Genomic DNA, 25,022 nt, shown 5'->3' with positions numbered 1-25,022 from the left:
AGGGACGAAGAACACGAGGGGGTTTTGTGGACCCCCGACAAAATCCTATGGCTGGGGATCTCCATCGACCAGACGCCCCAGGATCAGTGCGATCCGCAGCGTGAAGGCGGATCGTACATCGGACGGCGACCAGCCGGTGACGTCAGTCACACGTCGAAGCCGGTAGCGCACGGTGTTCGGGTGGACGAAGAGCATGCGGGCCGCGCCCTCCAGGCTGCTCGCCTGTTCCAGATAGACGCTCAGCGTTTCCAGGAGCGCCGAGCCCGCTTCTTCCAGCGGTCTGTAGATCTCCTCCACCAACTGCTCGCGTGCGCTCGGATCGCCCGCCATGGCGCGCTCCGGAAGCAGATCGTCCGCCAGTACCGGCCGTGGTGCGTCCTGCCAGGCGGAACAGGCCTTCAGCCCCGCGGCGGCGGCCTGCGCGGACCGGGTGGCGGCCAGCAGATCGGACACCACGGGCCCCGCGACGACCGGCCCGGCGGCATAGGGCCCGATCAGCGACTTGGCGACGGCAAGCGGGTTGTCGTTGCCGCCCGCGATGACCACGAGCCGGTCCCCGAGCACCCCGGTGAGCACCTGCAACTTGGCATGCCGGGCGGCCCGCCGGATGGCCTCGACGGTCAGCTCACTGTCCCCGTCGGGCGCGGTACCGAGCACGACACACACATGCTCGGGCGAGTTCCAGCCCAGTGCGGCGGCCCGGCTCACCGCCCCTTCGTCGGCCTCCCCGCTCAGCACCGCGTTGACGACCAGCGACTCCAGCCGGGCGTCCCAGGCACCCCGTGCCTCGGCGGCCTGCGCGTACACCTGGGCGGTGGCGAAGGCGATCTCCCGGGCGTAGACCAGCAGCGCCTCCCGCAGCACGCTCTCGTCGCCGGGGGCCGCCACCTCGTCGATGGCGCTCTCCATGACCTCGATGGTCGTCCGCACCATCTCCACGGTCTGCCGCAGCGTGATCGCCCGGGTCAGCTCGCGAGGGGCGGTCCCGAAGACGTCCGTCGAGATCGCCTGCGGGGCATCAGGATGCCGGAACCACTCGGTGAAGGCCGCGATACCCGCCTGGGCGACGAGCCCGATCCAGGAGCGGTTCTCCGGGGGCATGGCCCGGTACCACGGCAGGGTCTCGTCCATCCGCGCGATGGCCTGGGCGGCGAGGCTGCCGGACGACTTCTCCAGCCGCTTCAGGGTCGCGGAGTGCTGGTGGACTGCATGAGCCGAGGGGTCGGACTTGCGCGTTACGGGTTCGGGCACGGGGACAAGACTGCCTTATCCGGACGGGAGCATGCGCCGCCGGGTGCCGACTGCGGTCTACGGTGGTTCCGTGATGGACGTACGGCGCGCGGCCGAGAGGTACCCCGGGGGAGACCAGGCGCACGGGATCGAGTCCCGCCACGCCTTCTCCTTCGGCCCGCACTACGACCCCGACAACCTTCGCTTCGGCGCGATCATCGCGTGCAACGAGGAGCGCCTGGCGCCGGGCGCCGGCTTCGACGAGCATCCGCACAGCCACACCGAGATCGTGACCTGGGTGGTCGAGGGCGAGCTGACCCACCGCGACTCGGCGGGCAACGAGACGGTGGTGCGCCGGGGGGACGTGCAGCGGCTCAGCTCGGCGGGGGGTGTCCGGCACGTGGAGCGCAACGACGGGGCGGAGCCGCTGACGTTCGTCCAGATGTGGCTGGCCCCGGTACGGCCCGGCGGCGAGCCGTCGTACGAGATCGTCCGCGGCATCGCCGACTCGACGCCGTACGCCGTCCCGGAGGCCGCGGCGATGCTGCACGTCCGCCGGCTGGGGGCGGGGGAGCGGACGGCGGTCCCGGACGGGGCGTATGTGTACGTGCACGTGGTGCGGGGGGAAGTGCGGGTAGGCGGGGAGCCGTTGGGGGCGGGGGATTCGGTTCGGGTGGCGGGGGCGAAGGACCTGGCGGCGGAGGGGCTGACGCCGGCGGAGGTGCTGGTGTGGGAGATGGCCGGGTAGCTGCGGCCGTCCCTTGCCTGCGGGCCGGTGGGGGTTGCTCGCGCAGTTCCTCCCCCAGCCTTCGGCCGGGGGTACCCCCAGCGCCCCTTACGGGGCGCTTCCCAGCCGTGTCCTGCATAGCTGCGGGCAGCCGTGCCTCCCCCAGAGCCCGAAAGGCCTGGGGCCCCCAGGCGGCACGGGTGGGCGCGGCGGCACCCTGCCAGCGCCGGTAAGCCTCCCCACCCCCCGGCCGACCTCAGCCGCGCAGCTCCCTCAGCACCGAGTCCGTGAACGCCGGCCACGCCTCCACCGCCCAGGGGCCGAACGCACGGTCCGTCAGGGCCACCGACGCCACGCCCGCTTCGGGGTCCACCCACAGGAACGTGCCCGACTGGCCGAAGTGACCGAAGGTCCGTGGCGAGGACGAAGACCCCGTCCAGTGCGGGGACTTGGAGTCCCGGATCTCGAAGCCCAGCCCCCAGTCGTTCGGGTTCTGGTGGCCGTACCCCGGCAACACGCCCTTCGTCCCGGGGTATTGGACGGTCAGCGTCGCCTCCGCCACCGTCCGCGGATCCAGCAGCCGCGGCGCCTGCAACTCCGCCGCGAAGCGCAGCAGGTCGGAGACCGAGGAGACGCCGTCCTTCGCCGGAGACCCGTCGAGAGACGTCGACGTCATGCCCAGCGGCTCGAGGACCGCCTGCCGCAGGTACTCGCCGAACGGAATCTCCGTCGCCTTGGCGACATGGTCCCCGAGCACCTCGAACCCGGCGTTGGAGTACAGCCGCCGCTCCCCGGGCGGCGCCGTCACCCGGTGTTCGTCGAAGGCCAGCCCCGAGGTGTGCGCGAGCAGATGCCGTACCGTCGACCCCTCGGGACCGGCCGGCTCGTCGAACTCGACCGCCCCCTCCTCGTACGCGACGAGCACCGCGTACGCGGCGAGCGGCTTGGTCACGGAGGCCAGCGGGAAGCGCTGCCCGGCCGGACCGTGGGTGCCCAGGACCGTCCCGTCGGCCCGTACGGCACCCGCCGCGGCGGTGGGAACCGGCCAGTTCTCGATCAACGCAAGGCTCTGCAAGGACATGCCGACGAGCCTAAGCGGATCAGAGCGTCAGGGTCATCGTGGGGTCCGGCTTGTGGACGAAGCCGAGCGCGGCGTAGAGGGGCTCGGCCTCGGGCGACGCGGTCAGCATGACCTGCCCGGCGCCCCGCTCGCGGAACCAGGCCAGCAGTTCCGCCATGCACGCGCGCGCGTAGCCGCGACGGCGCGCGTCCGGGTCGGTGGCCACGCTGAAGACGTACCCGGAGCGCCCGTGCGGACTGGACGCCTTGCCGATCCGGTAGTCGAGGGTCCCGACGACCAGCGCGGCCAGCGCCCCCGGCCGGTCCGGGTGGTCGACGACGAACGCGGCGAAGTCCCCGTCCGGCTCGTCCAGCCGTTCCCGGAGCCCCGGCAGCGCCAGGGCGTGCCAGTGGGTGGAGGCGTCCCCACCGGGCAGTGCGTCGATCATGATCTGGCGCAGACGCAGCACTTCGGGTGCGTCCTCGGGCCTGGCACGGCGTACGAGACTCATACCCGCGCACGGTAGTCAGCGGCCGTCCCCCGCGTCGCGCGGATTTCTTACCGTCTTCCCGGGTTCCGCTTGCTTCGAGCGCACTCCAAGGTCATAGCGTTGGGTCATGACGGTGACGCAGACCTCGACCGCGGTCCCCACTCGGCAGTCCGACCGCGCACCCGCCGACATCTGTTCCGCCCCGCCCCGCCGGCATCCGCGCCCCGAGGGCCAGGACCGCTACACGATCAGCGAGGTCGTCGCCTTCACCGGACTGACCGCCCACACCCTGCGCTGGTACGAGCGGATCGGCCTGATGTCCGACATCGACCGTTCCCACACCGGCCAGCGCCGCTACAGCAACAGCGACCTGGACTGGCTGGACTTCGTGACCAAGCTCCGGCTGACCGGCATGCCGGTGGCGGACATGGTCCGGTACGCGGAGCTGGTGCGGGAGGGGGACGGCACCTACCAGGAACGCCGGGAGCTGCTGGAACAGACGCGCAGGGACGTCCTGGGCCGCATCGCCGAGCTGCACGACACGCTGTCGGTGCTGGACCGGAAGATCAGTTTCTACGGGGCGGGCCGGAGCTGAGGCGTCCTCACAGCTCCGCCAGCAGCTCCGCCTTCTTCGCGGCGAACTCCTCGTCGGTGACCAGTCCCGCCTGGTGCAGTTCTCCCAGATGGCGAATCCGCTCCGCGATGTCGGCGGGGTCCCGGCGCCCCGCCGACGAGGGCAGCGCGGCCCCGCCCTTGGCCCGCACCGCCTCCAGGACGGCCGCGGCGAACGGCAGCGACTCGTGCACCGGCCCGTATCCGAGCCCGAACACCACGGTCGCCGGATCCTGGTCGGCCGGGACCGCCGGCGCCGCCCCGGCGAGGTCCCCGCGGCGCAGCAGTCGTAGATGTCCCTCGAAGACCTCCGGGGACCGCCACTCCACACCCCCGAGGTCGGCCACCGCGAAGCGCTGGTCGCCGGCCTTCCACTTGGCCGTCGACGCGCCCGTCCAGGACCAGCGGAAGTGCACGGCCTTGCCGTCGAAGCTCGCCTTGCCGTCGTACGCCTTGAACTGACGGGGCGTCTCGGGCGCGGCCACCAGAAACCTTTCGGCCGGTCCGGACCCGGACTCGGTGAGCAGCGGCCGTAGTTCGTCGGCGTAGTACTCCGCGAGGGTCTCCCGCTCGGCGGGGAGGACGAGCCGGTAGGGGTCGCTGCCGTCCTTCAACTGCCCGGCGGCCGCCTCCATCAGGGGATCGGCGCCCGGGCGCGGCTCGGCCCGCAGGACCACCGTGCCCCGTTTGCCGGGAGTGAGCGTCACCCCCGCGAGCGCGGCGAACGGCACCCGGCGTTCCCCCAGCGTCTGGAAGAGCTTGGGTGTTCGAATGCCCCGTTCGTAGCGGATGAGCACGGAGTCGGACTCGAACTCCCAGGCGGCATGAAATCCGGCCAGTACGTCACCCATGCGGCTCATCGTATGCGGCACGTGCTTCTCAGTCCCATCCCCGCGCATACCGCACTTCCTGCTGTCTCTACGCGCGTCCGGCCATCAACGTGTCGGACAAACCTGTCCGGCACCCGTCATCGTCGTGGGCGCACGTCACCGCACCGTACGCGCCAACCCCGACGTCGGCGAGGTTGCGCAGGCTGTCCGTGCCCGGCTCGAAGTAGCCGGCGTGTCCCTGTGCGTCGTGCGCCGACAGCACCCGCGCCCCGAAGGAGGAGGAGACGGGGTCGGCGCCGTGGCCGAGTCCGCCGAACTCCATGTAGGGGACGTCCTGGATCCAGTCGGTGGCGTCCCTCATCGCCCACACCCGGGCGGAGGTCCCCAGGTGGGAGGCGCTTTCGACACGCATCCCGGGGCTGGCGGCCACCGCTATGTCGGACACCCGGTCCGGCATGGCGTGCGCGCCCACCCCGCAGACCACCGAGCCGTAGCTGTGGCAGAACATCGACACCGGTGCCGTGCCGGGCAGCGCGCGCAGCAGCGCGTTGAGGCGTACGGCGCCCTGCTCGGCGGCCGTGCCGGTCGCCGCGCCCACCCCGAGCCCGTCGGGCGCGGTGTAGTCGGCCCAGGCGATCACCGCGGTACGGGTCGCGGGGCTCGCCGTGCGCTCCGCCTTGTACAGCGCCCTGGCCATGCCGACCGGGGCGGTGTACTGACGGTTCGTCCGCTGGAAGGTGAGCAGGTCGGTGTCGACGCCGGGGACGACGACGGAGATCCGCTCCGCCCTGGTGAGGTTGCCGAACACCTCGGCGACCCGGCCGCTGCCGTCCGGGTCGAAGGCGAGGATCTGCCGGCCCTTGGCCATCAGCGCCTCGTAGCGGTGCATCCGGCGGCCGGCGTCCTGTTGTCCGGCCGCGGTGAGCCGTGGGTCGTGCATACGTTTCTTCTCGACGGCGCGCTGCTGGTCGAGGGCGATGTGGTTGGCCCGGTAGCGCAGGCCGGCCGGGGCGCCGTTCATGTTGCCGACCGCGAGCGGGTAGCGGTGCACGAGCCGGTCGCGCTCGTGCACGGTGAGCGTGGCGAAGAAACGGGTGAGCAGCGCGGGGGACGCCTCCGGGTCCGGCAGGTGGAGACCGCGCAGACTGCTGTGCTCCCACTTGTCGAGGGAGGTCTGCAGGGCGGTGGTTTCGCGGTGTGCGCGCATGGCCGTCCAGCCGGTGGTCGCGAGCATCACGAACACCACGGCCAGGGCCAGCAGCGCGCGCCAGACGTTCAGTGGCGGGGAGGTGTCGAAGGAAGTCACTGGGAGGACACACTAGGAGAACGAAGGGGTCTCGCGGTAACTGAGTGACAGTTATCACGTTTCGGCAAACGGGTGGCCGATCTTGGCTCGTGCGGTCCGTCTTGGCTCGTGCGGTCCGTCTCGGTTCGTGTGGTCCGTCTCGGTTCGTGTGGTCCGTCTCGGTTCGTGTGGTCCGTCTCGGTTCGTGTGGTCCGTCTCGGTTCGTGTGGTCCGTCTCGGCTCGTGCCGTCCCTCTCAGCTCTCGCGACTCTCGCGCCAGTTGCCGGTGAGCGCCGGCCCCACCTGGTCGAGGTACGACGCGGTGAGTTCGCGGATCGCCGTGACGCTGAAGTCGTCGCCGACCGACCAGTGCCGCTCGGTCACCCGGATGACCGCGCCGAACACGGCGACCACGAGCCGGGGTCGGGGGTCGGTGTCCGGGTCGACGCCCTCCCGCTCGGCGACGATCCGCGCGATCTCCTCCTCGGTCTCCGACTGGCGCCGCAGATGGGCGGCGTGCAGGACCGGGGTCGCCTCGATCATCTTGTACGTGCGCATCAGCAGTTCGACCGGGACGTACCGCTCGATGGCCTCCCCGATGCTGTCCCAGCTGTCCATGACGGACCGGCGCAGCGCCTCCAGCGGCGGCTCCTCCGCCGGGCGCCGACGCAACGCCTCGACATAGTGCGCCTCGGTGAGCCGGGGCAGGAAGAAGGCCACGTCCTCCTTGCTGGCGAAGTAGCGGAAGAAGGTGCGCTGCGAGACGTCGACGGACTCGACGATCTCGTCGACGGTGGTGTGCTCGTAGCCCTGGGTCGCGAACAGCTCCAGCGCGGAGCGCAGCAGCGCGTCCCGGGTGCGCTGTTTCTTGCGTTCGCGCAACGTTTCCATGCCTGACAGTTACTGACTAGTGATTTCGTTTGTCAACTGTCAGTCGCTGTCACTAGCCTCGATCGTATGACTAGTCAGACCACGATCGACACGGCGGGGTCGGGGGACGTAACACCTACAGCCCTGCCGGAACAGCCGCCGGCCGCCGGCCTGCGCGGCCATCCCTGGTTCACCCTGATCACCGTCGCCGTCGGGGTCATGATGGTCGCCCTCGACGGCACCATCGTGGCCATCGCCAACCCGGCGATCCAGAAGGACCTCGGCGCCACCTTCGCCCAGGTGCAGTGGATCACCAACGGCTACTTCCTCGCCCTCGCGGTCTCCCTGATCACCGCGGGCAAGCTCGGTGACCGCTTCGGCCACCGGCAGACCTTCCTGATCGGTGTCGTCGGCTTCGCCGCCGCCTCGGGCGCCATCGGCCTGTCCGACAGCATCGGCCTGGTCGTCACCTTCCGCGTCTTCCAGGGCCTGTTCGGCGCGCTGCTGATGCCCGCCGCGCTCGGCCTGCTGCGGGCCACCTTCCCGGCCGAGAAGCTCAACATGGCCATCGGCATCTGGGGCATGGTCATCGGCGCCTCCACCGCGGGCGGCCCGATCCTCGGCGGTGTGCTGGTGCAGCACGTCAGCTGGCAGTCGGTGTTCTTCATCAACGTGCCGGTCGGCCTGATCGCCCTGGTCCTGGGCGTGCTGATCCTGCGCGATCACCGCGCCGCCCTCGGGCGGAGCCCGGAAAATGGATACAGCGCTCCGCGCTCCTTCGACCTGCTCGGCATCGCCCTGCTCTCCGGCGCGATGTTCTGCCTGGTCTGGGCGCTCATCAAGGCGCCGAGCTGGGGCTGGGGCGCCGGCCTGACGTGGACGTTCATCGCCGCGTCCGTGCTGGGCTTCGTCCTCTTCTCCTTCTGGGAGACCAGGGTCAAGGAGCCGCTGATCCCGCTCACCCTGTTCCGCTCGGTCCCGCTCTCCGCGGGCGTGGTCCTGATGGTCCTGATGGCCATCGCCTTCATGGGCGGCCTGTTCTTCGTGACGTTCTACCTCCAGAACGTCCACGGCATGGGCCCGGTGGACGCCGGTCTCCATCTCCTGCCCCTCACCGGCATGATGATCGTCGGCTCCCCGCTGGCCGGCGCGGCGATCACCAAGCTCGGCCCGCGGATCCCGCTGGCCGGCGGCATGGCGGCCACCGCGATCGCCATGTACGGCATGTCCACCCTGAAGGCGGACACCAGCAGCGTCGTGATGTCCATCTGGTTCGCCCTGCTCGGCCTCGGCCTCGCGCCGGTCATGGTCGGCGCCACCGAGGTCATCGTCGGCAACGCGGCGATGGAGCTGTCCGGTGTGGCCGGCGGGCTCCAGCAGGCCGCGATGCAGATCGGCGGCAGCCTCGGCACGGCCGTGCTGGGCGCCGTGATGGCCTCCAAGGTCGACAACGACCTGCCGGGCAACTGGGCCGACGCGGGGCTGCCGAAGCTGACCGACGCGCAGCTGGCGCAGGCCTCCGAGGCGGTCCAGGTCGGTGTCGCGCCGGTCGCCAAGGGCACGCCCGCGGAGATCGCCGCGAAGATCTCCGGCGTCGCCCACGACACGTTCATCTCCGGCATGAGCCTCGCCTCGTTGGTCGCGGCGGGTGTGGCGGCGGTCGCGATCCTGGTCGCGCTGTTCACCAAGCGCGGCGAGAACGCGGACGCCGGTTCCGGGGTCGGACACATCTAGCGCGGCTTCAGCGCGCAGCGCCGGTCGATATGTCCGGTTTCCTCTGGTGGAGTTCCCCTATCAGGGTGACTCCGCTAAAGATTCCTCGCCCTCGGCATGCGCCGCAGGTCACAGTGGGTCAAGTCCTCCGCAGGGCATGGGAGGGCAGCCGGGCCGCGGCGCGCTGCTGGAGGGGGGCAGCGCGCGGGCAGGTCTGCGGACGCGGAACAGGGGTACCCGGTCATCGCACCCGAACAGTCCATGGAGACCAGGGAGTTGATGATGGCGAGCTTCGGGCAACGAACACGCGGGTACCCCCGTTCACGCGGCCGGGCAGGTGCGCGGACCGGGCTGGACCGTGACACGCTCGGAATCATCGGCACGATATTCGCCGTGGTCGGCTTCTTCGCCCTCGGGATCGTGCTCGGGCCGGCGGCACTGGTGTGCGGCTGGCTCTCCATGGGCCGCAGGTGGTCGCCGAACAGCTCGATTCCGGCGCTGGTGGCGGTGGTGCTGGGGGCGATCGACACGGTGCTGGCGTTGCTGTGGCTGGGGGGCGTGTCGCCGCTGTAGCCCGCGGGGCCGGTGGGGGCTGCTCGCGTCCACGCGGCGGAGCCGCACATCGAGACGGCCCCGCGCCCCTTACGGGGCGCTGTCGCCGCCGCTTCTTCTCAGCGGCGGGCAGTGGTGCCGCTGTGGCGCGCCCACCCACGAAGCGGCACCCGTGCGAGCGTCTCAGCGGCGGGCAGCCGCATCGGCTTCCTAGTGCCGTGACAGGCAACGTTCGCCCCGTCGCGACGCCCGGCACGCTCCCCCAGCCTTCGGCCGGGGGGACCCCCACTCGCCGCACCAGCCGAAGACCCAAGTACGTCCAGTACGAGGGCCTCCGTCCGGCACGCCGAGAGCACGCACCGGGCGCCGCTCCTTCACGGGCAAACGTTGCCTGCCACGGCACTAGCTGCGGGCAGTCGTGCCTCCCCCGGAGCCCGAAAGGCCCGGGGGGACCCCCACGCGGCACGGGTGGGCGCAGCGGCACCCGGCCAGGGCCGGTGAGCGCATCCCGCTCCCCAGCCCCGGGCCCGGGCACCCCTGCAACGCCGCCACCTCGGCCCGCAGCGCCCGCACCTCCTCGGTCAGCAGCGCGATCGCCTCCGTCTGCCGCCGTTCCTCCACGTCGTCCTTCTCGAACCGTGCGATGAACCACGTCGCGATGTTCGCCGTCACCACACCCAGCAGGGCGATCCCGGACAGCATCAGACCGACCGCGATCATCCGGCCCAGCCCGGTCGTCGGCGCGTGGTCGCCGTATCCCACCGTCGTCATCGTCGTGAACGACCACCACAGCGCGTCACCCAGCGTCCGGATGTTCCCGTTCGGGGAGTCCCGCTCCACCGAGAGCACGGCCAGCGATCCGAACATCAGCAGTCCGACGACCGCGCCCACCACATAGGTCGTCAGCCGGATCTGCGAGGCCATCCGGGCCCGCCGCCCCACCAACGTCAGCGTCGCGACGAGCCGGAGCAGCCGCAGCGGCTGGAGTATCGGCAGCACCACCGCGCACAGGTCTATCCAGTGCGTCCGCACGAACTCCTTGCGCCGGGGCGCCAGAGCCAGCCGTACGAGGTAGTCGAGAGCGAACGAACCCCACACCACCCACTCCGCCACCGTGCACGCGGCGGTGAGGACGTGCCCTGCGGAACTGTCCACGATGGGCAGCGCGTACGCGACGGCGAAGGCCACCGCGAGCGCCAGCAACGGCCGTTGGGTGAGCTGTTCCCAACGCGCCTGCGCGGACTGTGGCTCCATGTGGGCATCGTAGGCACTGTCCGCGCCCCGAAGGGGCGCGGACCTGTGTCGAGCTGCGGCCTCCGCCGCGTGGGCGCGACCGGCCCCCCCAACCCGCAGCTCCCCACCGCCTGCACCGCCCTGCACCGGCCGAAGCCGAGCGCAGCGGCTACGCGTCGCCGCCCGCCACGCCCGGGTGGGCCGCCGTCACGTCCAGCAGTTGGTACCGGTCGATGGCCTGCTTGAGCACCGAGCGGTCGAGCCTGCCCTCACGGGCCAGCTCGGTCAGCACCGCGACCACGATCGACTGCGCGTCGATGTGGAAGAACCGGCGTGCCGCGCCGCGCGTGTCGGCGAAGCCGAAGCCGTCGGCGCCCAGCGACTGGTACGTGCCCGGCACCCAGCGCGCGATCTGGTCCGGAACCGATCGCATCCAGTCGGACACGGCCACGAACGGACCCTCGGCGACGCTCAGCTTGCGCGTCACGTACGGGGTGCGCTGCTCCTCCTCCGGGTGCAGGAGGTTGTGCTGCTCGCAGGCCACGGCCTCGCGCCGCAGCTCGTTCCAGGACGTGGCGGACCAGACGTCGGCCTTCACGTTCCAGTCCGCGGCGAGGATTCGCTGCGCCTCGATCGCCCACGGGACCGCGACACCGGACGCCATGATCTGCGCCGGGACGGTGCCGCCCGTGCCCGCGCTGATCCGGTGGATGCCCTTGAGGATGCCCTCGACGTCCACGTCGGCCGGCTCGGCCGGGTGCTGGATCGGCTCGTTGTAGACGGTCAGGTAGTAGAAGACGTCCTCGCCGTGCGGGTGCTCGGCGTCACCGCCGTACATCCGGCGCAGGCCGTCCTGGACGATGTGTGCGATCTCGTACGCGTACGCCGGGTCGTAGGCCACGCAGCCCGGGTTCGTCGAGGCGAGCAGCTGGGAGTGGCCGTCGGCGTGCTGGAGGCCCTCACCGGTCAGGGTCGTGCGGCCGGCGGTCGCGCCCAGGACGAAACCGCGCGCCAGCTGGTCGGCCATCTGCCAGAACTGGTCGCCGGTGCGCTGGAAACCGAACATCGAGTAGAAGACGTAGACCGGGATGAGCGGCTCGCCGTGGGTGGCGTAGGCCGAGCCCGCCGCGATCAGGGAGGCCGTGCAGCCGGCCTCGGAGATGCCGTCGTGCAGCATCTGGCCGGTCGGCGACTCCTTGTAGGCGAGCAGCAGGTCGCGGTCGACCGCCTCGTACTGCTGGCCCAGCGGGTTGTAGATCTTCGCGCTCGGGAAGAAGGAGTCCATGCCGAAGGTGCGGTACTCGTCCGGCGCGATCAGAACGAAGCGACGGCCGAGCTCCTTGTCCCGCATGAGGTCCTTGAGGAGGCGGACAAAGGCCATGGTGGTCGCGATGGACTGCTGGCCGGTGCCCTTCTTCACGGTCGCGTACGTCTTGTCGTCCGGCAGGGCGAGCGGCTGGGAGCGCACGACGCGGGTCGGGACGTAGCCGCCGAGCCCCTTGCGCCGGTCGTGCATGTACTGGATCTCCTCCGAGTTCCGGCCCGGGTGGTAGTACGGCGGCAGGCCGGACTCCAGCTCCTGGTCGGAGATCGGCAGGTGCAGCCGGTCCCGGAAGCCCTTGAGGTCGGCGACCGTCAGCTTCTTCATCTGGTGCGTGGCGTTGCGGCCCTCGAAGTTCGGGCCCAGCGTCCAGCCCTTGATCGTCTTGGCCAGGATGACCGTCGGCTGGCCCCGGTGCTCGGTGGCCGCCTTGAACGCCGCGTAGATCTTGCGGTGGTCGTGGCCGCCGCGGCCCAGGTGCAGGATCTGGTCGTCGCTCATGTGCTCGACCATCGCGCGCAGCCGCTGGTCGTCGCCGAAGAAGTGGTCGCGGATGTACCCGCCGGACTCGGTGGCGTAGGTCTGGAACTGCCCGTCGGGGGTCGTGTTCATCTTGTTGACCAGGACGCCGTCGCGGTCCTGGGCGAGCAGCGGGTCCCAGGTGCGGTCCCAGACCAGCTTGATCACGTTCCAGCCGGCGCCCCGGAAGACCGACTCCAGCTCCTGGATGATCTTGCCGTTGCCGCGCACCGGGCCGTCGAGCCGCTGGAGGTTGCAGTTGACGACGAAGGTCAGGTTGTCCAGGCCCTCGCGCGCGGCGATGGACAGCTGGCCGAGCGACTCCGGCTCGTCCATCTCGCCGTCGCCGAGGAAGGCCCAGACGTGCGAGTTCGAGGTGTCCGCGATCCCGCGCGCGTGCATGTAGCGGTTCATCCGCGCCTGGTAGATCGCGCCGATCGGGCCGAGGCCCATCGACACCGTGGGGAACTCCCAGAAGTCCGGCATCGAGCGCGGGTGCGGGTAACTGGAGAGGCCGTTCGGGTATTTCGACTTCTCCTGGCGGAAGCCGTCCAGCTGCTCCTCGTCGAGCCGGTCGAGCAGGAACGCGCGCGCGTAGATACCGGGGGAGGCGTGGCCCTGGAAGAAGACCTGGTCGCCGCCGCGGCCGTCGTCCTTGCCGCGGAAGAAGTGGTTGAAGCCGACGTCGTAGAGGGACGCTGAGGAGGCGAAGGTGGCGATGTGGCCGCCGACGCCGATGCCCGGACGCTGCGCACGGGAGACCATCACGGCCGCGTTCCAGCGGGTCGCGTTGAGGACCTTGCGCTCGATCTCCTCGTTGCCCGGGAAGAACGGCTCCGCGCGGGTGGGGATCGTGTTGACGTAGTCCGTGCTGCGCATCTCGGGTACGGCCACCCGCCGCTCGCGGGCGCGCTCGATCAGGCGGAGCATCAGATAACGGGCCCGTTCCCGGCCGCGCTCGTCCACGGCGGCGTCGAGCGAGTCGAGCCACTCCTGGGTTTCCTCGGGATCGAAGTCAGGAACCTGACTCGGAAGGCCGCCAATGATGATCGGGTTGCGATCGGATCCGGAAGCCACGCTGTTCCTTACCTGTCAGAGGGGCACTGATTCCCTGCGTTTTCCTGCATATCCCTGCGTTTCCCTGCACCGCTGTCCATCGTCCACCTCGGGGCAGCGCACGTCATCTCTACCGTGAGGTAACTCGGGCCCGGCCAAAACGCAACGATACGCCCGGGGTGTGACGTGCTTGGCAAACTCGTTCGACCGTCGTATGTGAGGATGATTCCGAAAGGAACATAGCGGGCAAAAGGGGAGTGGTGTGTGCCACACCTGTCTGCGATACGGTGCCGGGAGTTGCGGCGACACGGCCGGGATCGTCACCGTTTCGGCGGTCTGAACGGCCGGGTACTTGCGCGATCCGTCCCGCCCGTGTGGACTACGGCCAATGCTTCGCGCACGCGCGTGGCTGAGTTAATCAACAAGACATGATCAGGAGGCAACCCGTGAGCGCGACCGCGGACCACGCGGAGGAGCGGACCACCCCTGCCGTCAGGCTGGGGTTCCAGCCAGACCAGGTGGTCCAGGAGATCGGCTACGACGACGACGTCGACCAGGAACTCCGCGAGTCCATCGAAGACACCATCGGCACCGAGTTGGTGGACGAGGACTACGACGACGTGGCCGACGCCGTGGTGCTGTGGTTCCGTGAGGATGACGGCGACCTGACGGACGCGCTGGTGGATGCCGTCACGTACATGGAGGAAGGCGGCTGGATCCTGCTGCTGACTCCGAAGACGGGCCGTGACGGCTACGTCGAGCCGAGCGACATCGGCGAGGCGGCCACGACCGCCGGCCTCTCGCAGACCAAGGGCGTCAGCGTGGGCAAGGACTGGAACGGCAGCCGGCTGCTGACCCCGAAGGGCGCCGCCAAGAAGCGCTGAGCCCCACCCGGCGGACGGACCGTGCTCCGGTCCGTCCGTCGGCCTGCCGTGATCGCCGGCTACAGGTCGCCGCATAGGGTGTCCTCACCCGAACAGCCCCTTACGAAGGGATGCAGCGATGGCGATCCAGGTCGGCGACAAGGCGCCCGACTTCGAGCTCAAGGACAACCACGGCCGGTCCGTGCGGCTGTCCGACTTCCGCGGCGAGAAGAACGTCGTGGTGCTCTTCTACCCGTTCGCCTTCACCGGCGTGTGCACCGGTGAGCTGTGCGAGCTGCGCGACCACCTGCCGCAGTTCGAGGACCGCGGCACCCAGTTGCTCGCCGTCTCCAACGACTCCATCCACACCCTGCGGGTCTTCGCCGAGCAGGAGGGCCTGGAGTACCCGCTGCTCAGCGACTTCTGGCCGCACGGCGAGACCTCACGCGCCTACGGCGTCTTCGACGAGGCCAAGGGCTGTGCGGTCCGCGGCACCTTCGTCATCGACAAGGAGGGCGTCGTGCGGTGGACCGTGGTCAACGGACTGCCGGACGCGCGCGACCTGAACGACTACGTGAAGGCGCTCGACGCCCTGTAGACCGCTTCAAGGACCGTTCGTCGATCCCCTAGGGGTCGACAGGGCCGACACCCGGTAATTCTCGGGGTCCAGGGCCTGCGGGGGGCGGGAACCCGTCACTAGGATCGAATCGTTGATCCGGTATCCGAAGCACGACGGGGGCTCCCCGCCCCTGGAGACCACAAGGGAGGACTCGTGGGAGTCAGCCTCAGCAAGGGCGGCAACGTATCGCTGACGAAGGAGGCCCCGGGCCTGACCGCGGTCCTCGTCGGTCTGGGCTGGGACGTCCGGACCACCACCGGCACCGACTTCGACCTCGACGCCAGCGCGCTGCTGCTGAACTCGGAGGGCAAGGTCGGCAGCGACCAGAACTTCGTCTTCTTCAACAACCTCAAGAGCCCCGACGGCTCGGTCGAGCACACCGGAGACAACCTCACGGGTGAGGGCGAGGGCGACGACGAGGTGGTCAAGGTCAACCTGGCCGCGGTCCCCGCCGACGTCGAAAAGATCGTCTTCCCGGTGTCGATCTACGACGCCGACAACCGCCAGCAGTCCTTCGGCCAGGTCCGCAACGCGTTCATCCGCGTCGTGAACCAGGCAGGCGGCGCCGAGATCGCCCGCTACGACCTGTCCGAGGACGCCTCGACCGAGACCGCCATGGTCTTCGGCGAGCTGTACCGCAACGGCGCGGAGTGGAAGTTCCGCGCCATCGGCCAGGGCTACGCCTCCGGCCTGCGCGGCATCGCCCAGGACTTCGGCGTCAACGTCTGAGCCCGTCCGGGCGCCCGTCGAGGGCGTTCGAAAGTCCGCACTGTCCGGCGTCGCACCGTTTACGGTCGGCGCCGGACGTGCAGGACAACCGGAGAAACACCGCTAGGGGAGGACCAGCACCATGGGCGTCACGCTCGCCAAGGGAGGCAATGTCTCCCTCTCCAAGGCCGCACCGAACCTCACCAACGTCATGATCGGACTCGGTTGGGACGCCCGCTCCACCACCGGCGCCCCCTTCGACCTGGACGCCAGCGCACTGCTGTGCAAGGACGGCCGGGTGCTCGGCGACGAGTGGTTCGTCTTCTACAACCAGCTCAAGAGCCCCGACGGCTCCGTCGAGCACACCGGAGACAACCTCACCGGTGAGGGCGAGGGCGACGACGAATCGATTCTGGTCGACCTGCCCAAGGTGCCGGCCGAGTGCGACAAGGTCATCTTCCCGGTCTCCATCCACATGGCCGACGAGCGCGGCCAGACCTTCGGCCAGGTCTCCAACGCGTTCATCCGGGTCGTCAACCAGGCCGACGGCCAGGAGCTCGCCCGCTACGACCTCAGCGAGGACGCCTCCACCGAGACCGCCATGATCTTCGGCGAGCTCTACCGGTACCAGGGCGAATGGAAGTTCCGGGCCGTCGGCCAGGGCTACGCCTCAGGGCTGCGGGGTATCGCGCTCGACTTCGGTGTGAACGTCTCGTAGCACCCGTCACAGCCGGATGTAGGGCCCGCGCGAGCCGTAGGACACCGATGCCCTCTAGACTCCGTGGTCAACAGTGAGTAAAGCCGCGTACGGCGCGGGAGAGACCCGTACCACACCATGATTGGGTAGCCAGTGCTTCTGAAAACCTTCGGCTGGTCGTTCGCGATCACCGCGCTCGGCCTGGTCGCCGCGGTCTTCTACGGGGGCTGGGAGGCCTTCGGCATCGTGGCGATCCTCGCCGTCCTCGAGATCTCCCTGTCGTTCGACAACGCGGTCGTCAACGCCGGAATCCTGAAGAAGATGAGTGCCTTCTGGCAGAAGATCTTCCTCACGGTCGGCGTGCTCATCGCGGTCTTCGGCATGCGGCTGGTCTTCCCCGTCGTGATCGTCGCGGTCACCGCCAAGATGGGCCCCATCGAGGCCGTCGACCTCGCGCTCAACAACAAGGACCGCTACCAGGAACTGGTCACCGACGCCCACCCGGCGATCGCCGCCTTCGGCGGCATGTTCCTGCTGATGATCTTCCTCGACTTCATCTTCGAGGACCGGGACATCCAGTGGCTGCGCTGGATCGAGCGCCCGCTGGCCAAGCTCGGCAAGGTCGACATGCTGGCGGTCTGCATCGCCCTGATCGTCCTGCTGATCACCTCCTTCACCTTCGCCACCCACGCCCACCAGCACGGCGGTGGCCATGTCGACAAGGCGCAGACGGTCCTGATCGCCGGTATCGCGGGCCTGATCACCTACATGATCGTCGGCGGCCTCTCCGGCTTCTTCGAGGACCGGCTCGAAGCCGAGGAGGAGCGCGAGCACGAGGAGGAGGAAGAGGCCGAGCGCACCGGCAAGAAGAAGTCGGCGGTGGTACTGGCCGGCCAGGCGGCGTTCTTCATGTTCCTCTACCTGGAGGTCCTGGACGCGTCCTTCTCCTTCGACGGTGTGATCGGCGCCTTCGCCATCACCAACGACATCGTGCTGATGGCCCTCGGCCTCGGTATCGGCGCGATGTACGTCCGGTCGCTCACGGTCTACCTGGTCCGGCAGGGCACCCTCGACGACTACGTCTACCTGGAGCACGGCGCCCACTACGCGATCGGCGCGCTGGCCGTCATCCTGATGGTCACCATCCAGTACGAGATCAACGAGGTCATCACCGGTCTCGTCGGCGTCGTCCTGATCGGCTGGTCGTTCTGGTCCTCCGTGCGACGCAACCGGCGATTGGCGGCGGCCGAGGGAAAAGCGGGGACGGACGAGAAGGCTGAGGTCTCGTCCGGCGTCTGAACCGGTTCGCCGGTCCGAAAACGAACGGTTGCAAGCTGCTCGCCGGAGAGCGCACGCAAGGGCGGTTTGACTCGATCGTGTGATGGTCGGCTTCCGGGCTTGCGGTGGTCTGGGCTGTTCGGGCTACGGTGATCGTGCGATCTGGGACGCCGGTTACGGCGCCGGCGTGCGGGGCCCCCGCTCCACCGGTGTGATGGTTCGGGGCCTCCCCGTCGCCTCTGGCCGTATCCATATGGCCAGATCGTGAGGGAACCGGCCTCCCGAGATCGGACCACGGACAGGATCCGTGTCGCTGCCTCGGGGTCGAGTACGCGGGGGACCAGTGCGCCCAAGACCGTTCGGTGCGTGCGGCTGAGCGGACTCACTTCCGCTCAGTCCACAGGAACGGTGTGACACCCTTCTGGACGAGGAACGCTCTGTACGGGGCGGCCGACACGGTCGGTCGCCCCGAGGCGTTGGCAGAAGTCTCTGGGGGCGGGAATGGGTTTCTTCGACGGGCTGCTGGGCGGAAGGGCTGCCGAGTTCGACTCGGGCAGCGCCGCGTCCAACTCCATCGAGCTCACCAAGCGGCACCAGCAGGTGTCCCTCACCAAGCAGGGCGCGGCCACCGGCAACCTGCGCATCAACCTGAGCTGGCGGATGCGGACGTCCGACTTCGACGGCGAACAGCGCACGAGCCTGTTCCGGCACCCCTTCAAGGCGCTCAGGCCGCCGGAGGTGATCGGGCACGGGCAGAGCATGGTCAACGTCGACCTCGACCTTGGGGCGCTGTACGAGCTGACCGACGGGAGCAAGGGTGTCGTACAGCCGCTCGGCGGTCTGCTCGGGGACGTGAACGCACCGCCGTACGTCAAGCTCAGCGGCGACGACCGGTTCGGGTCCGCGTCCGGCGAGACGATGTACGTCAACCTTGATCATCGGGACGACATCAAGCGGCTGCTGGTCTTCGTGTACATCTACGACCAGACGCCCGCGTTCGACCGCACCCACGCGATCGTGACGCTCTACCCCAGCAACGGGCCGCGGATCGAGATAGGCCTGGACGAACGGCATCCGCAGGCCCGGTCGTGCGCGGTGGTGATGATCGAGAACGTCAAGGGCGAACTGGTCGTCCGGCGCGAGGTGAAGTTCGTGTACGGGTTCCAGGGGGAGCTGGACCGGTTGTACGGGTGGGGGCTGCAGTGGGGGCGGGGTTACAAGACGAAGGTGGAGAAGTAGGCGGCTGCGGCGGCGCGGTCATCGCCCGATGAACTGCGGTCCCTGCGGAGGCAGCCGGAAGTCCGTGTTCGGGACCGTCGCCACCGGGACCGGGGCCGGTGGGGGGTAGCCGTAGCCCGACTGGGGCTGTTGCTGGGGGTAGCCGTAGGCCGGTGAGGTCGGCTGGGGGTAGCCGTACGCCGGCTGGGCCGGGACCGAGGTCGGCTGCTCGGGCGGCAGCGGCTGGGAGGCCGGCAGCTCCTCCAGCGACTCCGACTCGTCCACCGAGATGCCGAAGTCGGTCGCCAGGCCCTTGAGGCCGTTGCTGTAGCCCTCGCCCAGCGCGCGGAACTTCCAGCCCTCGCCCCTGCGGTACAGCTCGCCGCAGATCAGGGCCGTCTCGGCGCCGGTCTCCGGCTTGATGTCGAAGTGGGCCAGCGGCTCGGCGTCGGGAGCCGAGGCGTCGTACAGCAGGATGCGCAGCGCGGGTACGTGTTCGAACGGGACGCCGTCCGCCGATGCGACCAGGAGGATTCGGCCGACATTGGGCTCGACACCGGGGAGATCTGTCTGGATCGTGTCGGTGAGGCCTTCGGCCACCCGTTTCTTGCCGAGCCGCCAGACCTTCCCGGAGGGATGCCGGGGCTGGTTGTAGAAGACGAAGTCCTCGTCGGAGCGCACACGTCCGTCGGGGCCGAGGAGCAGCGCCGAGGCATCGACGTCCGGGACTCCCTGCCCGGGGGTCCAGCGCAGTACCGCCCGGACCGTGGTGGCCTCCACGGGGACGTTCGACCCCTTCAGCATCGCGTGCGTCATGCGGTCATCCTGCCCTCTCGGTCCTGGTCACGACAACGCGGGGGGCTCCGCGACCGACACAGGCGGGTTACCTGGAATTCATGCCCGGCGGGAACCCTCGACATGGCTTTGTACGTACTATTACCGGCCACCCTTTACCAATTCCACAGGCTAGGCCCACGCCACGGGGGAGTTCTATGCGTCATTTCGGGCACATCGCACCTGAGGTGCGGCAGCGCCTCTTCCACCAGGAGCCGTGCGAGTTCACCGCCGGTTCCCCGGCCCGGCTGCTCTCCGCGGCCCTGGGCGCCACGCTGTACAGCCCGGCCACCCGGGAGCGGCTCGCCGACGACATCGTCAAGCAGGCGGGTCTCGGCGTGGTCTCGATGGTGCTGTGCCTGGAGGACTCCATCGGCGACGAGGACGTGGTGGCGGGCGAGGCGAACCTCGTCCGCCAGTTCGCCGACCTGGCCGCCCGGGTCCGGGCGGGCCTGGAGCTGCCGCTGCTCTTCATCCGGGTCCGCGAGCCCGAGCAGATCCCCGATCTGGTGCGGCGGCTCGGCGGCAGCGTGTCGCTGCTGTCCGGGTTCGTGTTCCCGAAGTTCACCGAGGAGCGCGGCATCCCCTTCCTGGAGGCGCTGACCGGAGCCGAGGCGCGCAGCGGCCGCCGGCTCTTCGGGATGCCCGTCCTGGAGACGCCCGAGCTGATGTACCGGGAGACGCGCGTGGACGCTCTGGAGGGCATCGCCCGCGCCGTCGACAAGTACCGGAGCAGGGTGCTGGCGCTGAGGCTCGGGGTGACCGATTTCTGCTCCTCGTACGGGCTGCGGCGGGCACCCGACATGACCGCCTACGACGTGCAGATCATCGCCTCCGTGATCGCGGACGTGGTGAACATGCTGGGGCGGGCCGACGGCACCGGGTTCACGGTGACCGGGCCGGTCTGGGAGTACTTCCGGGTCCCCGAGCGCATGTTCAAGCCCTTGCTGCGCTCCAGCCCCTTCCTGGAGGAGCAGGCCGTGGAGCTGCGCGACCGCCTCATCGAGCACGCCATGGACGGGCTGCTCAGAGAGATCTCCCTGGACCACGCCAACGGCCTGCTCGGCAAGACCTGCATCCACCCCTCGCACGTCATCCCCGTGCACGCGCTGTCGGTCGTCAGTCACGAGGAGTTCTCGGACGCCCAGGACATCCTGCGGCCGGAACGAGGGGGTGGGGGTGTACTTCGCTCGGCGTACACGAACAAGATGAACGAGGTGAAGCCGCACCGCGCCTGGGCCGAGCGGACCATGCTGCGGGCCGAGGTGTTCGGCGTGGCCAACGAGGACGTCGGCTTCGTGGAGCTGCTCGCCGCCGGAATCCCCGGTTGACGGGCCCTAGGGGACGACACGGGAAGCACATGAACATCGCAGTGAACAACGGGGACTGGTCCGGCAGCTGGGTCGCCGAGCGGCTCGGCGTCGAACTCGTGGGCGACGACGGCCTGCGGGCCTTTCTCGGACTGGCCCTGCGCCGTAACCCCAAGCGGGCCCACCTGCTGGTCTCCAACGTGCTCGGCAAGCACGTGCCGCAGTCGCCCGCGGTGGTGTACGGCCACGGGTTCACCCTCGGCCGCCGGGTGCGTGAGCTCCTCGGCGAGGCCGAAGCCGGGCAGGCGGTCGTCCTGGGCTACGCCGAGACGGCCACGGGCCTCGGGCATTCGGTGGCCGACGGTATCGGCCTCGCCCCGTACCTGCACTCCACACGCCGGCCGGTCGCCGGGGTCGAGCCCGCGGGGGGCTTCGAGGAGTCCCACTCGCACGCGACCTCGCATCTGCTGCTCCCGGAGGACCCCGGGCTGCTCTCCGGTGACGGCCCCCTGGTCCTCGTCGACGACGAGTTCTCCACGGGCAACACGGTCCTGAACACGATCAGGGACCTGCACGCCCGTTATCCGCGGAAACGTTACGTCGTGGTGGCTCTGGTGGATATGCGATCACCGGCGGACGCGGGGCGACTGACGTCGTTCGCCGAGGAGATCGACGCGCGGGTGGACCTGGTGGCGGCGGCGTCGGGGACGGTGAAGCTGCCCGAGGGCGTCCTGGAAAAGGGTCAGGAGCTGGTGGCTCGGTACGAAGAGAGTGCCGCGACAGGTGGTCAGGCGGGTGCGGCGCCGTCGGGGCCGGCCGCGCCCGGCGGCGGAGCCGCATACGGACACGGCCCCGCGCACCTTGAGGGCGTTGCCCTCACCCCCCTGGGGGCGCGGGGCCGTGTTGAATCTGCGGCTACCGCCGCGTGGGCGCGGCCGGCCCCCACCGGCCCGCAGGCGACCGACAACCGCACCACCCCCCACGGCACCCACCTCACCCGCATCGACCTGCACTGGCCGCAAGGCCTCCCCGACGGCGGACGGCACGGCTTCACCCCGGCCCACCGAATACGCCTCGAAACGGCGCTTCCCGCCATGGCCGCGCGCCTCGCCGAGGCCCTGCCCGCCGACGCCCGCCGCGTGCTGACCCTCGGTTTCGAGGAGCTGATGTACGCCCCCCTCCGGGTCGCCCGTGAGCTGGAGGCCCTCGTCACCGCCGAGGTGCGGTACTCCACCACCACCCGCTCACCCGTCCTGGCCGTCGACGACCCCGGCTACGCCATCCGCAGCCGTCTCGTCTTCCCGGCCCACGACGACCCCGCCGACGGCCCCGGCGAGCGCTACGCGTACAACGTGGCCGGCGCCGGCTTCGACGCGGTGGTCGTCTTCGTCGACTCCACCGGCGACACCCCCGAACTGCACGCCCCGGACGGCCTGCTGGCCCGGCTCGGCGCGCATGCCCCGCATGTCCTGCTCGCGGTCGTACCGTCGTACGTCCCCGCGCCGACCGAAGAGAGCCCCGCCATGCTGCCCGAGCCCCTCCGCGGCCCCGCCTTCTCCTCGTATCCGCCGGAGGACGTCGGCTGGCTGCTCCAGGACCTCTCGGACGTCACGCTGGAGGCACCGACGGAGGAGCGCGAGGAGGCCATCCAGGGCGGCGGCGCGCACTACGCCGAGTCGCTGCCGGTGGAGTACCAGCCGAGCGAGCAGTACCAGGCGTTGTTCCACGCGGCCCTGGAGACGTCGGCTGCCCGGATCGCGCAGGCGGTCGGGGTCGTGACGGAGACCGTGCTGGCCGAACGGTCGGCCCGGCCGGTGCTGGTCTCGCTGGCGCGCGCCGGGACCCCGGTGGGCGTGCTGATGCGCCGCTGGGCGCGGTTCCGGTACGGCGCCGAGCTGCCGCACTACGCCGTGTCGATCGTGCGCGGCCGCGGTATCGACGCGAACGCGCTGCGCTGGCTGGCGGCCCATCACGATCCACGGGACGTCGTGTTCGTGGACGGCTGGACCGGGAAGGGCGCGATCACCCGGGAACTCGCGGACGCGATCACGGAGTTCGAGGAGCGGGAGGGTGTCTCCGGGTTCGACCCGGAGATCGCGGTGCTCGCGGACCCCGGGTCGTGCGTGCGGACGTACGGCACCCGGGAGGACTTCCTGATCCCCTCCGCCTGCCTCAACTCGACGGTCTCCGGGCTGATCTCACGGACCGTGCTGCGGGCCGACCTGGTGGGTCCCGACGACTTCCACGGCGCGAAGTTCTACCGCGAGCTGGCCGGGGCCGATGTGTCGGTGGCCTTCCTGGACGCGGTCGCGGCGCGGTTCGAGGAGGTCGTGGACGCGGTGGACGAGGCCGTGAAGGAGCTGGCTGTCGCGGACCGCACGCCGACCTGGGAGGGCTGGGCGGCCGTCGAGCGGATCAGCGAGGAGTACGGCATCCACGACGTGAACCTCGTCAAGCCGGGCGTGGGGGAGACCACCCGGGTGCTGCTGCGCCGGGTGCCCTGGAAGATCCTGGCGCGGGCCGGGGCGGGCGCCGACCTGGACCATGTGCGGCTGCTGGCCGAGCAGAGAGGTGTGCCGGTCGAGGAGGTCGGCGAACTGCCGTACACCTGTGTCGGGTTGATCCATCCCAAGTACACGCGCGGGGCGACCGGCGCCGACGGCAAGGCGGTGAACGTCTGATGGCGCTGCTGGTGGCGAGCGACCTGGACCGTACGCTCATCTACTCGGCGGGTGCCCTGGCGCTGACCATGCCGGACGCGCGGGCGCCCCGGCTGCTCTGCGTGGAGGTGCACGAGAGCAGGCCGCTGTCGTACCTGACCGAGACGTCCGCGCGGTTGCTGACCGAGCTCGGCGACGCGGCGGTCTTCGTGCCGACGACCACCCGGACCCGTAAGCAGTACGAGCGGATCAACCTGCCGGGGCCGGCGCCGCAGTACGCCATCTGTGCCAACGGCGGGCATCTGCTGGTGGACGGGGTGTCCGACGGGGACTGGCACGGGCAGGTGCTGGCGCGGCTGGCCGACGAGTGCGCGCCGCTGGACGAGGTGGAGGCGTATCTGACCGAGCACGCCGACCCGGTGTGGCTGCGCAAGCTCCGGGTCGCCGAGGATCTGTTCGCCTACCTGGTGGTGGAGCGGGAGCTGCTGCCCGAGGAGTGGGTGAAAAGCCTCGCGGTGTGGGCGGAGAACCGCGGCTGGACGGTGTCGTTGCAGGGGCGGAAGATCTACGCGGTGCCGAAGCCGCTGACGAAGAGCGCGGCGATGCGGGAGGTCGCGCGGCGCAGTGGCGCCGAGCTGACGCTGGCCGCGGGGGACTCGCTGCTCGACGCCGACCTGTTGCTGGCCGCGGACCGTGGCTGGCGCCCGGGGCACGGGGAGTTGGCCGACGCCGGCTGGGCCGGGCCGGCCGTCGTCGCGTTGCCGGAGCGCGGGGTGCTCGCCGGAGAACGAATCCTGCGGGAATTCCTGAAGTCGGTCCGTACGGAGGGCTAGCCGCAGCAGCCGCCGCCGCAACATCCGCCGGAGCTGGGCGCGGCGGCGGGTGTGGAAGCCGTACCGCCCACCGCCACCGTGGACAAGAGCTTTACAGTGTCTTCATGCCCTTCAGGGCATGCTGCCGGAGCGGACGACTCGGCCATGGGGCGGGACAGTTCGAAGGTGTCGCCGCAGGTGCGGCAGCGGTACTCGTAGCGGGGCATGGGGACAGGCTAACGGGAGTACTGAGGAAGTGATGGGCATCACTGCACCTCAGAATTTCATGAGTGTTCCTTTCTGTCCGATACTTGTGCGGAGATTTTGAAAAGATCGCTGATAATTTAAGCTGGCCGCGAGGAGCCGAAAGACCGGGGGATGAGGGGGGCTCGCAGCGCCGCGCCCACCGCGGCCCTGCCACCCGTCGTGTCTAACGGGCTGCCCCGCGATTGATGTTGGGGCGTGCTGGCCTGGGGGTTCGGCTGGTGGATGATTCAGCAGGCCGTGGTGCGGACGAGCACGAGC

Annotated in this window: 23 protein-coding genes; 13 read left to right on the top strand and 10 right to left on the bottom strand. The window is 69.9% G+C overall.

The window, feature by feature from the left end; all coding sequences use genetic code 11:
- Positions 1-45 precede the first annotated feature (45 nt).
- Positions 46-1,251, bottom strand: a complete 1,206-nt coding sequence (fasR, locus tag AB0D59_RS17245) for a fatty acid biosynthesis transcriptional regulator FasR (protein ID WP_362565601.1) — start codon at positions 1,249-1,251, stop codon at positions 46-48.
- Positions 1,252-1,324: 73 nt separating this feature from the next.
- Here fasR and AB0D59_RS17240 point away from each other — a divergent pair, with 73 nt between their 5' ends.
- Positions 1,325-1,978, top strand: a complete 654-nt coding sequence (locus AB0D59_RS17240) for a pirin family protein (protein ID WP_362565968.1) — start codon at positions 1,325-1,327, stop codon at positions 1,976-1,978.
- A gap of 235 nt (positions 1,979-2,213) precedes the next feature.
- On the opposite strand, the gene AB0D59_RS17235 is transcribed toward AB0D59_RS17240, so the two are convergent.
- Complete coding sequence (locus AB0D59_RS17235; RefSeq protein ID WP_362565600.1) at positions 2,214-3,038, bottom strand: serine hydrolase domain-containing protein; 825 nt, start codon at positions 3,036-3,038, stop codon at positions 2,214-2,216.
- 19 nt (positions 3,039-3,057) lie between these two features.
- A complete protein-coding gene (locus AB0D59_RS17230; protein ID WP_362565598.1) occupies positions 3,058-3,528 on the bottom strand; it encodes an N-acetyltransferase in 471 nt (156 codons plus the stop codon).
- Positions 3,529-3,634: 106 nt separating this feature from the next.
- Between AB0D59_RS17230 and AB0D59_RS17225 the strand changes: the two genes are divergently transcribed.
- Positions 3,635-4,102, top strand: coding sequence for a MerR family transcriptional regulator (locus AB0D59_RS17225; RefSeq protein WP_362565597.1), 468 nt, complete (start codon positions 3,635-3,637; stop codon positions 4,100-4,102).
- A gap of 7 nt (positions 4,103-4,109) precedes the next feature.
- Here AB0D59_RS17225 and AB0D59_RS17220 read toward each other — a convergent pair whose 3' ends face one another.
- From AB0D59_RS17220 to AB0D59_RS17210, 3 genes are all read right to left on the bottom strand, one after another.
- Complete coding sequence (locus AB0D59_RS17220; RefSeq protein ID WP_362565596.1) at positions 4,110-4,970, bottom strand: DUF4429 domain-containing protein; 861 nt, start codon at positions 4,968-4,970, stop codon at positions 4,110-4,112.
- A 67-nt stretch (positions 4,971-5,037) separates the two neighbouring features.
- Positions 5,038-6,255, bottom strand: coding sequence for an alpha/beta hydrolase (locus AB0D59_RS17215; protein ID WP_362565594.1), 1,218 nt, complete (start codon positions 6,253-6,255; stop codon positions 5,038-5,040).
- Between the two features lie 234 nt (positions 6,256-6,489).
- Positions 6,490-7,125: a TetR family transcriptional regulator gene (locus AB0D59_RS17210; RefSeq protein ID WP_362565592.1), complete on the bottom strand. Its 636-nt coding sequence runs from the start codon at positions 7,123-7,125 to the stop codon at positions 6,490-6,492.
- 66 nt (positions 7,126-7,191) lie between these two features.
- Between AB0D59_RS17210 and AB0D59_RS17205 the strand changes: the two genes are divergently transcribed.
- Together AB0D59_RS17205 and AB0D59_RS17200 are read left to right on the top strand one after the other, a co-directional pair.
- Positions 7,192-8,838 (top strand): MFS transporter, encoded by a 1,647-nt coding sequence (locus AB0D59_RS17205; protein WP_362565590.1) that lies wholly within the window; start codon positions 7,192-7,194, stop codon positions 8,836-8,838.
- A gap of 261 nt (positions 8,839-9,099) precedes the next feature.
- Entirely contained in the window at positions 9,100-9,390 is a 291-nt protein-coding gene (locus AB0D59_RS17200) for a small hydrophobic protein (protein WP_362565967.1), read from the top strand.
- 381 nt (positions 9,391-9,771) lie between these two features.
- On the opposite strand, the gene AB0D59_RS17195 is transcribed toward AB0D59_RS17200, so the two are convergent.
- Together AB0D59_RS17195 and aceE are read right to left on the bottom strand one after the other, a co-directional pair.
- Entirely contained in the window at positions 9,772-10,623 is an 852-nt protein-coding gene (locus AB0D59_RS17195; protein WP_362565588.1) for a potassium channel family protein, read from the bottom strand.
- A 148-nt stretch (positions 10,624-10,771) separates the two neighbouring features.
- A complete protein-coding gene (gene aceE / locus AB0D59_RS17190; RefSeq protein WP_362565586.1) occupies positions 10,772-13,519 on the bottom strand; it encodes a pyruvate dehydrogenase (acetyl-transferring), homodimeric type in 2,748 nt (915 codons plus the stop codon).
- A gap of 425 nt (positions 13,520-13,944) precedes the next feature.
- Between aceE and AB0D59_RS17185 the strand changes: the two genes are divergently transcribed.
- The 6 genes from AB0D59_RS17185 (at position 13,945) to AB0D59_RS17160 (ending at position 18,902) form a co-directional block, all read left to right on the top strand.
- Positions 13,945-14,382, top strand: coding sequence for a DUF3052 domain-containing protein (locus tag AB0D59_RS17185; RefSeq protein ID WP_352218654.1), 438 nt, complete (start codon positions 13,945-13,947; stop codon positions 14,380-14,382).
- 118 nt (positions 14,383-14,500) lie between these two features.
- Positions 14,501-14,959 (top strand): peroxiredoxin, encoded by a 459-nt coding sequence (locus tag AB0D59_RS17180; protein WP_362565584.1) that lies wholly within the window; start codon positions 14,501-14,503, stop codon positions 14,957-14,959.
- A 174-nt stretch (positions 14,960-15,133) separates the two neighbouring features.
- Positions 15,134-15,709 carry a TerD family protein gene (locus tag AB0D59_RS17175; protein ID WP_362565582.1) on the top strand — a complete coding sequence of 192 codons (576 nt, stop codon included), beginning with the start codon at positions 15,134-15,136 and terminating at the stop codon, positions 15,707-15,709.
- 121 nt (positions 15,710-15,830) lie between these two features.
- Complete coding sequence (locus AB0D59_RS17170; protein ID WP_362565580.1) at positions 15,831-16,406, top strand: TerD family protein; 576 nt, start codon at positions 15,831-15,833, stop codon at positions 16,404-16,406.
- 132 nt (positions 16,407-16,538) lie between these two features.
- Positions 16,539-17,684 (top strand): DUF475 domain-containing protein, encoded by a 1,146-nt coding sequence (locus AB0D59_RS17165; protein ID WP_362565578.1) that lies wholly within the window; start codon positions 16,539-16,541, stop codon positions 17,682-17,684.
- Between the two features lie 480 nt (positions 17,685-18,164).
- Positions 18,165-18,902, top strand: coding sequence for a Tellurium resistance (locus tag AB0D59_RS17160; protein WP_362565576.1), 738 nt, complete (start codon positions 18,165-18,167; stop codon positions 18,900-18,902).
- An 18-nt stretch (positions 18,903-18,920) separates the two neighbouring features.
- Here AB0D59_RS17160 and AB0D59_RS17155 read toward each other — a convergent pair whose 3' ends face one another.
- Positions 18,921-19,697 carry a TerD family protein gene (locus AB0D59_RS17155; RefSeq protein WP_362565574.1) on the bottom strand — a complete coding sequence of 259 codons (777 nt, stop codon included), beginning with the start codon at positions 19,695-19,697 and terminating at the stop codon, positions 18,921-18,923.
- A 176-nt stretch (positions 19,698-19,873) separates the two neighbouring features.
- Here AB0D59_RS17155 and AB0D59_RS17150 point away from each other — a divergent pair, with 176 nt between their 5' ends.
- The 3 genes from AB0D59_RS17150 to AB0D59_RS17140 are packed head-to-tail and all read left to right on the top strand — an operon-like array spanning position 19,874 to position 24,518.
- Positions 19,874-21,046: an HpcH/HpaI aldolase/citrate lyase family protein gene (locus AB0D59_RS17150; RefSeq protein ID WP_362565572.1), complete on the top strand. Its 1,173-nt coding sequence runs from the start codon at positions 19,874-19,876 to the stop codon at positions 21,044-21,046.
- Between the two features lie 29 nt (positions 21,047-21,075).
- Entirely contained in the window at positions 21,076-23,706 is a 2,631-nt protein-coding gene (locus tag AB0D59_RS17145) for a phosphoribosyltransferase (protein ID WP_362565570.1), read from the top strand.
- Positions 23,706-24,518, top strand: coding sequence for an HAD family hydrolase (locus tag AB0D59_RS17140; protein WP_362565568.1), 813 nt, complete (start codon positions 23,706-23,708; stop codon positions 24,516-24,518). The genes AB0D59_RS17145 and AB0D59_RS17140 overlap by 1 nt, the downstream gene beginning before the upstream one ends.
- Here AB0D59_RS17140 and AB0D59_RS17135 read toward each other — a convergent pair.
- Positions 24,515-24,724 carry a zinc ribbon domain-containing protein gene (locus AB0D59_RS17135; protein WP_362565566.1) on the bottom strand — a complete coding sequence of 70 codons (210 nt, stop codon included), beginning with the start codon at positions 24,722-24,724 and terminating at the stop codon, positions 24,515-24,517. The two genes, AB0D59_RS17140 and AB0D59_RS17135, sit on opposite strands and share 4 nt — an antisense overlap.
- Positions 24,725-25,022: the final 298 nt, after the last annotated feature.

The organism is Streptomyces sp. NPDC048417, from assembly GCF_040651615.1.
Taxonomy (GTDB): domain Bacteria; phylum Actinomycetota; class Actinomycetes; order Streptomycetales; family Streptomycetaceae; genus Streptomyces.
Note: the sequence above shows the minus strand (reverse complement) of the source record. Positions and strands in the feature narration are given on the sequence as shown.